Source organism: Glaciimonas sp. GG7 (assembly GCF_052976905.1).
On record NZ_JBRIIQ010000141.1, the window covers coordinates 1 to 7319 of the forward strand.

Sequence of the window (7319 nt, forward strand, 5' to 3'; positions counted from 1 at the left end):
GTTTTTTCGTAGTTGGCGATCGCTATATTTTTGCGCACTTCCGACAATGTCAGATTGGCGCGATTACGTCCGCCTTCAAAAATCGGCAGCGTTAATTGCGGGATAAACGACCATGTGCGGCTCCCTGCTTCAAACAAACTTCCCAGCGACGAACTGGCATTACCAAGACCAGCAGTTAAGGAAATTTTTGGGAAAAACGCTGCACGGGCAGCGCCGATATTGGCGTTGGCAGCACGCAATTGTTGTTCAGCAGCACGGATATCCGGACGTCGAATCAGCAGATCGGACGGCAGACCAGCCGGGATGTCGGTGACAATTTGTTGTGAGTCCAGCGTTCGCGCTGCTGGCAACTCTGTCATCGGTTTGCCGACCAGCAAGGTCAGCGCATTGTTAGCCTGTCCACGCTGACGTGCCAGCGCGGCAAAAGCGACCCGGGCCGACTGCACCAGCGTTTCGGACACGCGCAAGTCCAGGGCCGATGATGCGCCGACTTCAAAACGCATTTTGGCGAGTTTGTAATCCTGGAGTCGGCTATTCAACGTTTCTTGCGCCAGTGCTTGCTGCTCAGTGAACGACTGCTCCGCCAGATAGGCCTGCGCCACTTGCGACACTAAAGAAATCTGTGCCGACAGTCGCGCTTCTTCCGTCGATAGATACGACGCCAGCGCAGCATCTTTCAAGCTACGTACGCGTCCGAAAAAATCGAGCTCGAACGCGGTCATGTTCAGGCCGACCGTATAGCCAGTCCCAACGACGGAGGTGTTGTTAATGGTTTGGCTGGCGGCGGTGCGACCATTGGTGCGAGAAAAATTGCCGTTGAAATTCGGCAATGCATCGGCAGCAGTGATGTTGTACTGGGCACGCGCAGCTTCAATGTTCAGAACCGCAGTACGCAGATCGCGATTGTTTTCAAGTGCTGCCGCGATCAGCGCTTGCAGGCGTTGGTCAGGGAAGAATTGACGCCAGCCGAGCGTCATGGCATCCGCTGTTGATTCGGTCGTCGCAAACTCCTCGGCCGGATAGCTGCTGGCTACGGGTGCAGTCGGACGCACATAAGTGGGCGCCATGCTGCAAGCCGACACAACGCCTGCCAGCAGCAAAGTGCTGGTCAATTTCGTCAGTTGGGTGAAAGAATTAAACATGCGCATCCTCTGCATCAATTTTTTTGTTAGCTGCATACATTTTTTTCTGGCGCTCGCTGCCCTTGAATATTTTACGGACCACCACGAAGAAGACCGGGACCAGAAACACCGCCAGAACGGTCGCTGTAATCATCCCGCCCATGACGCCAGTACCGATGGCGCGCTGACTACCGGAACCTGCGCCGGTCTTGATGACCAACGGCAAGACGCCGAGGATAAAGGCCATCGATGTCATCAGAATCGGACGGAAGCGCAAATGGACGGCTTCTAGCGTTGCTTCGATCAGGCCTTTGCCCTGGGCTTGCAGGTCTTTGGCAAATTCGATAATCAGAATCGCATTTTTGGCCGACAAACCGATCACGGTAATCATCCCGACTTTAAAGTAGACATCGTTCGGCATGCCTCGTATGGTCACGCCCAGCAATGCACCCAGAATACCGAGCGGCACAACGAGCATTACGGCAAACGGAATAGACGTACTTTCGTACAGCGCAGCCAATACCAGGAAGACGGCAACCAGCGACAACAAATACAGCATCGGCGCTTGCGAACCTGAGGTTTTTTCTTCAAGCGACTGGCCTGTCCATTCAAAGCCAAAACCCGGTGGCAACTTGGCAGTCAGCGCTTCCATTTCGTCCATTGCTTCGCCAGTACTATGACCGGGTGAAGCGCCGCCTGAAATTTTTACCGCCGGATAACCGTTGTAGCGGGTCAGTTGAACCGGTCCGCTAATCCAGCGCGAGGTCATAAAAGCCGACATAGGCACCATGCCGCCCGCAGTATTTTTGACATACAGTCTGGCCAGATCTTCCGGTTGCAGACGCTGCGGTGCATCCGCTTGCACGATGACGCGCTGTTGGCGTCCCTGATTCGGGAAGTCATTCACATAAGCCGAACCAAGCGCGGTTGAGAGCGTACTGTTGATGGCAGCAAATGAGACGCCCAGCGCGTTAGCCTTGTCGCGATCGATATCGAGTTGCAACTGCGGCGCATCTTCCAGACCTTCGGGGCGGACTCCGGCCAGTATTTTGCTTTTTGACGCCATACCGAGCAATTGATTACGTGCCGCGGTGAGTTTGTCATGGCCTAAACCTGCGCGATCCTGCAAGCGGAAAGTGAAACCGGTGGCGTTCCCCAATTCCGGGATAGGCGGAGGATTCAACGGATAAATAATCGCATCCTTGATTTGCGAAAACACCCCAAAGGCCGTGTGAGCAATCGCGTCCGCTGATTCGGACGGGCCGCGCTCGCTCCAGTCTTTTAGCGGGACAAACACCAGACCGGCGTTTTGACCGTTACCGGAGAAACTGAAACCGGTAATGGCGACAACGTGGGCCACAGCGGGCAATTTGGCGTAATACGCTTCAATCGTCTTGACCACTTCTAAGGTGCGATTTTGACTTGCGCCCGGAGGAAGCTGCACATTGGTAATGATGTAACCCTGATCTTCGCTCGGCAAAAATGAAGCTGGCAAGCGCGCATACAGCAGGCCGACGCAGACGATGATCGCGCCATACACCAGCAGATAACGACCGGTTTTGAGCAGCATCTTTGCTACAAAGCCTTGATAACTTGCGGTCATTGCGGCGAAGCGACGATTAAACCAGCCGAAGAAGCCAGTTTTCTCATGATGGTGGCCCGCTTCTACCGGTTTCAAAATCGTGGCGCACAACGCAGGTGTAAGCGTAAAGGCCATCAGGACCGAGAAGAACATGGACGCGACCATCGACAACGAGAACTGACGATAAATCGCGCCAACTGCACCGCTAAAGAATGCCATCGGGATAAATACCGCGATCAACACCAGCGTGATACCGATCAACGCGCCGGTAATTTGCCCCATTGCCTTACGGGTAGCGTCACGCGGCGACAAACCTTCTTCGCTCATGATCCGCTCAACGTTTTCAACGACGACAATCGCGTCATCGACCAGAATACCAATAGCCAGCACCATGCCGAACATCGTCAACACGTTGATCGAGAATCCGAACAACAGCAGCGTGGCGAAGGTACCCATCAACGCGACAGGCACGACGATGGTGGGGATCAGGGTGTAGCGGATATTTTGCAAAAACAGATACATCACCAAAAACACCAGAATGATCGCTTCGATCAGTGTTTTTACCACTTCTTCAATGGATATTTTCACGAAGGTGGAGGTGTCGTACGGGACCGTGTATTTCACCCCGGCCGGGAAGTATTTGGACAGCTCTTCCATCTTGGCGTGGACAGCCTTTGCCGTGCCTAATGCATTTGCCGTTGGCGACAATTGCACACCGACGAAGGAGGTCGGCTGGCCGTCAAGACGACCCGATGTGGCATACGATTGGCCGCCGATTTCGATACGGGCGACGTCGCGCAGACGCACGATGGAGCCGTCTTTATTGGCGCGCAACTGAATATTGCCGAATTGTTCGACCGTGTTCAATTGACCGGTCACAACGACGGTGGCCGAAATTTGTTGCGTACCAGGACTAGGCAAATCGCCGATCGTACCGCCAGCGACCAAGGCATTTTGCGCTTGAATCGCCGCCGTCACATCGCCCGGCGTGAGGTTCAGGCCGACCAGTTTGGCAGGATCGATCCAGATGCGCATGGCGCGTTCAGTACCGAATAGCTGTGCCTGGCCGACACCGGGTACGCGTTTGATTTCATTAAGCACATTGCGCGACAAATAGTCGCCCAGCGCGATCGGATCGAGTTTGCCGTCGGTGGACGACAAGCCGATAAACATCAAAAAGTTACTCCGCGATTTGGTGACCTGCACACCTTGTTGCGTGACCGCCGCTGGTAGCCGCGCTTCAACCCGTTTCAGACGATTTTGTACATCCACCGCAGCCAGATCAGCATTGGTGTTGGGCGAAAAGGTGACAGTAATTTGTACCGCGCCATTGGCCTGACTTTGTGATTCGACGTATTGCAAACCATCGGCACCGTTCATTTCCTGTTCGATCAGGCTCGTCACGCTGTCATCTAACGTTTGTGCAGTAGCGCCCGGATAGTTGGCGCTGATGACGATGGTGGGCGGGGCAATGGACGGATATTGCGACACCGGTAATTGCGTGATCGCTAAAGCACCCCCGAGCAGGATGAATACAGCGAGCACCCACGCAAAAACGGGGCGATCAATGAAAAATTTTCCCATCTGGATGCTCCTTATTTAGCGGTAGATGTTGTATCTGCGTGTGGAGCGTCAGATGTTGTGGGAGCGGTGTTTGCTGCTGTTGCAGCGTTCTTCCATTGCACCGGCTTCACTGCTGCACCGGGTTTGATTTTCTGCAAGCCTTCTACGACGACTTGGTCGCCAGCTTTCAGACCATCGGTGACAATCCATTTGTCGCCTTGGGCGGTGTCGGCTTTGATGGTGCGTACGGCAATCTTGTTGTCTTTATCGACGACAAAGACAGACGCGCCATTCATGTCGCGTGTAACCGCCTGTTGTGGCACGGTGATAGCGCTGTCATTGACTGCTTGTTCGAGTCTGGCGCGGACATACATGCCGGGCAATAAGCTGCGGTCAGGATTAGGAAATTCTGCGCGAATGCTGACCGAGCCGGTAGTCGGGTCCACCGTCAGATCGGAAAACAGCAACTTACCGCTTTGTGGATAAGCACGGCCATCTTCGGTCACCAGGGTAACTTTGGCCTGACCTTTGCCGACGCTTTGTAACTGACCGCTACGCATTGCTTGTTGCAGCTTGAGGATGTCGGTGCTCGATTGCGTTAGATTCACGTAAATCGGATCGACTTGCTGGACGGTTGCCATTTGCGTCGCGTCGCCCTGACCAACTAATGCGCCCTCAGTCACCATTGCGCGACCGATACGACCGGAAATAGGCGAGGTCACGGTGGCATAGCCCAGATTCAGGCTGGCAGTCTGGCGCGCCGCTTTGGCCGACGCCACATCGGCAGCGCCTTGTTTTTGGAGAGCGACGACATCGTCGTAATCCTGTTTACTGACTGCATTGGCTTCAACCAAGGGCTTGTAACGCTGTGCTTTGAGTGTGACTTGGGTCAGATTGGCTTCAGCTTTGGCCAGAGACGCCTGTGTGCTTTCGTAAATTGCTTGCAGTGGCGCCGGATCGATACGGAACAACACTTCACCAGCCTTGACGTCGCTACCTTCGCGGAAATTGCGTTTGAGGACGATCCCGGCTGCGCGCGCACGCACTTCGGCGACACGGGTGGCTTCAAGCCGACCTGGTAACTCTGTTGTAAGGGAGAGGCGCTCCGGAGCAATACTAATCACCGCGACTTCGACCGGAGGGGGCGCGGCTTGTGCGCTAGCATCGGACTTTTGACCACAGGCGGCGATTGCGGATAATAGTGCTACGGCTAGCGCTATGCGCGTAAAACGATAAATAGGGCCTACTGAGTTCATAAAGTTCTCGCACGGTTGAAGTAAAGCGTTGATAAATACAAATACGGTTTGATAAAGCTGGTAATTCTCTCAGTTGTTCTCGAATTGGTATTAATAAAAAATCTACAGAAGAGCTAACTGAGTTTTATTTCTTATAGGACTTACACAAAACCGTCCAGCGGCGTTATCCCATTCGTAATGGCATCAAAGGTCTGCCTTGCCAGGATGATTTTGCGTAAGTCCTATCTTCAATAGTAGAACCGTATAAAGGGTGTTATTCTACATACATTCATGAATGTATGTATCTAAATTACCTAAAATTGTTGCACCTGCACATTAATTATATGTGCGGCATCAGGGAGATGGCTGAAAATGGCAAGATGTACTAAAGAAGAAGCGCTAGAGACGCGCTCGCGCATTTTAGATGCGGCAGTTGATGTGTTTCATGCACGTGGCGTTTCGCAAACTTCGTTGGCCGATGTTGCACATGCTGCCGGTGTATCAAGAGGGGCAATTTATTGGCATTTTAAAAATAAAAGTGACCTGTTTAATGCGATGTGTGAGCGCATTAGGTTGCCAATGGAAGCATTGGTTCGCGTTAACGCCGAAGATAGCGCAGTAGATCCTCTGGCCCAGTTCCGTTGTTGGTGTTTATTTGCGCTTGAAGAGGGGGTGAATAACCCGCAGACGCGCAAAGTGATAGACACTATTTTGCATAAATGCGAATTCGTCGATCCGCAAGATCCGATTTATATGCGCCAGCAAGAATGTTTTTTGCAGGGCCGCATTAATATTCAGCGCATTCTTCGCTACGCAGTAGCCAAAGGACAATTGCCGCGCAATCTGGACCCGATGCTGGCGGCGATCATGGTGCAGTCGTTGTTGTCAGGCGTTCTTGATAATTGGCTGTTTAGTCCGGATAGTTTCGATTTAGGCGAGCACGCCAGCAAGATCGTTGATCTTTGCATTCACACCTTGAAGACTGCTCCGACTTTACAAAAAAGCCTGCTAACAGTCCCTTAATCAGAATAAGCGTCAGGAGTAAGCAGGAATCAGCAGTGTATTTACTTGCTGTAAATCATCTTCTTTCAATGCTCCTGCTGCCGCTTTCAATTTCAATCCGTTCATCAACGTATCGTAGCGTGCCTTTGCCAGGTCGCGGCGCGTAGAAAACAATTGCTGCTCAGCATTGAGCACGTCGATATTAATCCGTACGCCAACCCGATAGCCGAGCTTATTCGAGTCCAATGACGACTGGCTCGATATTTCTGCGGCTTCGAGTGCTTTCACCTGCGCCAATCCGTTACTCACCCCAAGATATGCCTGACGTGCGTTTAATGCCGCTGTTCTACGGGCATTATCGAGGTCTGATCTTGCCTTGTCTTCAAGCGCAACCGCTTGCCGGACCGCACTATTGACGGCCCCCCCTGAGTAGAGCGGAATCGTCCATTGCACGCCGATCGAATTGGATACGCCCGCACCATTCGTGAGCGGGTTGTTGTTGCCATTGATGGTCGAGAAATTGCGACCGGCAACCAGATCGACGGTCGGTAAATGCCCGGCGCGATTGATTTTAATTTGGCGCTTAGCTGTTTCGAGCGCAATTTGCTGACCTAAGACGTTGTAATTTTGTTCTTCTGCAATGCTGACCCATGGATCGATGCGGGCCGGTTCGGGCGTGTTGAGTTGGACGCTCGGACGTAAGGTTGCCAACGCAGCCGGGGCTTGTCCAATAATTTGCTGCAACGTACTGCGCGCGACTTCCAGATTGTTGGTGGCGGCAATTTCTTGTGCCAGCACCAGATCAAAACTGGCTTG

5 protein-coding genes are annotated in these 7319 nt (G+C 52.9%); 1 reads left to right on the forward strand and 4 read right to left on the reverse strand.

Features of this window, described 5'->3' with window-relative positions:
- The 3 genes from ACVBEF_RS19650 to ACVBEF_RS19660 all read right to left on the reverse strand — a co-directional run.
- A partial coding sequence (locus ACVBEF_RS19650; RefSeq protein WP_447125607.1) for an efflux transporter outer membrane subunit occupies positions 1 to 1142 on the reverse strand: 1142 nt, incomplete at its 3' end.
- The gene (locus ACVBEF_RS19655) at positions 1135 to 4287 is read right to left on the reverse strand and encodes an efflux RND transporter permease subunit (protein ID WP_447125608.1); all 3153 of its coding nucleotides are present in this window, start codon (positions 4285 to 4287) and stop codon (positions 1135 to 1137) included. The genes ACVBEF_RS19650 and ACVBEF_RS19655, both read right to left, overlap by 8 nt.
- Positions 4288 to 4298: 11 nt before the next feature.
- Complete coding sequence (locus tag ACVBEF_RS19660; protein WP_447125609.1) at positions 4299 to 5522, reverse strand: efflux RND transporter periplasmic adaptor subunit; 1224 nt, start codon at positions 5520 to 5522, stop codon at positions 4299 to 4301.
- Between the two features lie 351 nt (positions 5523 to 5873).
- On the opposite strand from ACVBEF_RS19660, the gene ACVBEF_RS19665 reads away from it, so the two are divergent.
- The gene (locus ACVBEF_RS19665) at positions 5874 to 6524 is read left to right on the forward strand and encodes a TetR family transcriptional regulator (RefSeq protein WP_447125610.1); all 651 of its coding nucleotides are present in this window, start codon (positions 5874 to 5876) and stop codon (positions 6522 to 6524) included.
- A gap of 12 nt (positions 6525 to 6536) precedes the next feature.
- Here the strand turns inward: ACVBEF_RS19665 and ACVBEF_RS19670 are convergent.
- Positions 6537 to 7319, reverse strand: a 783-nt coding sequence (locus tag ACVBEF_RS19670) for a TolC family protein (protein ID WP_447125611.1), incomplete at its 5' end; no start/stop codon positions are given.

Bases quoted from the DNA above. Each gene is read 5' to 3' on its own strand.
- ACVBEF_RS19655 (WP_447125608.1), bottom strand. From the start codon at position 4,287: ATGGGAAAATTTTTCATTGATCGCCCCGTTTTTGCGTGGGTGCTCGCT.
- ACVBEF_RS19660 (WP_447125609.1), bottom strand. From the start codon at position 5,522: ATGAACTCAGTAGGCCCTATTTATCGTTTTACGCGCATAGCGCTAGCC.
- ACVBEF_RS19665 (WP_447125610.1), top strand. From the start codon at position 5,874: ATGGCAAGATGTACTAAAGAAGAAGCGCTAGAGACGCGCTCGCGCATT.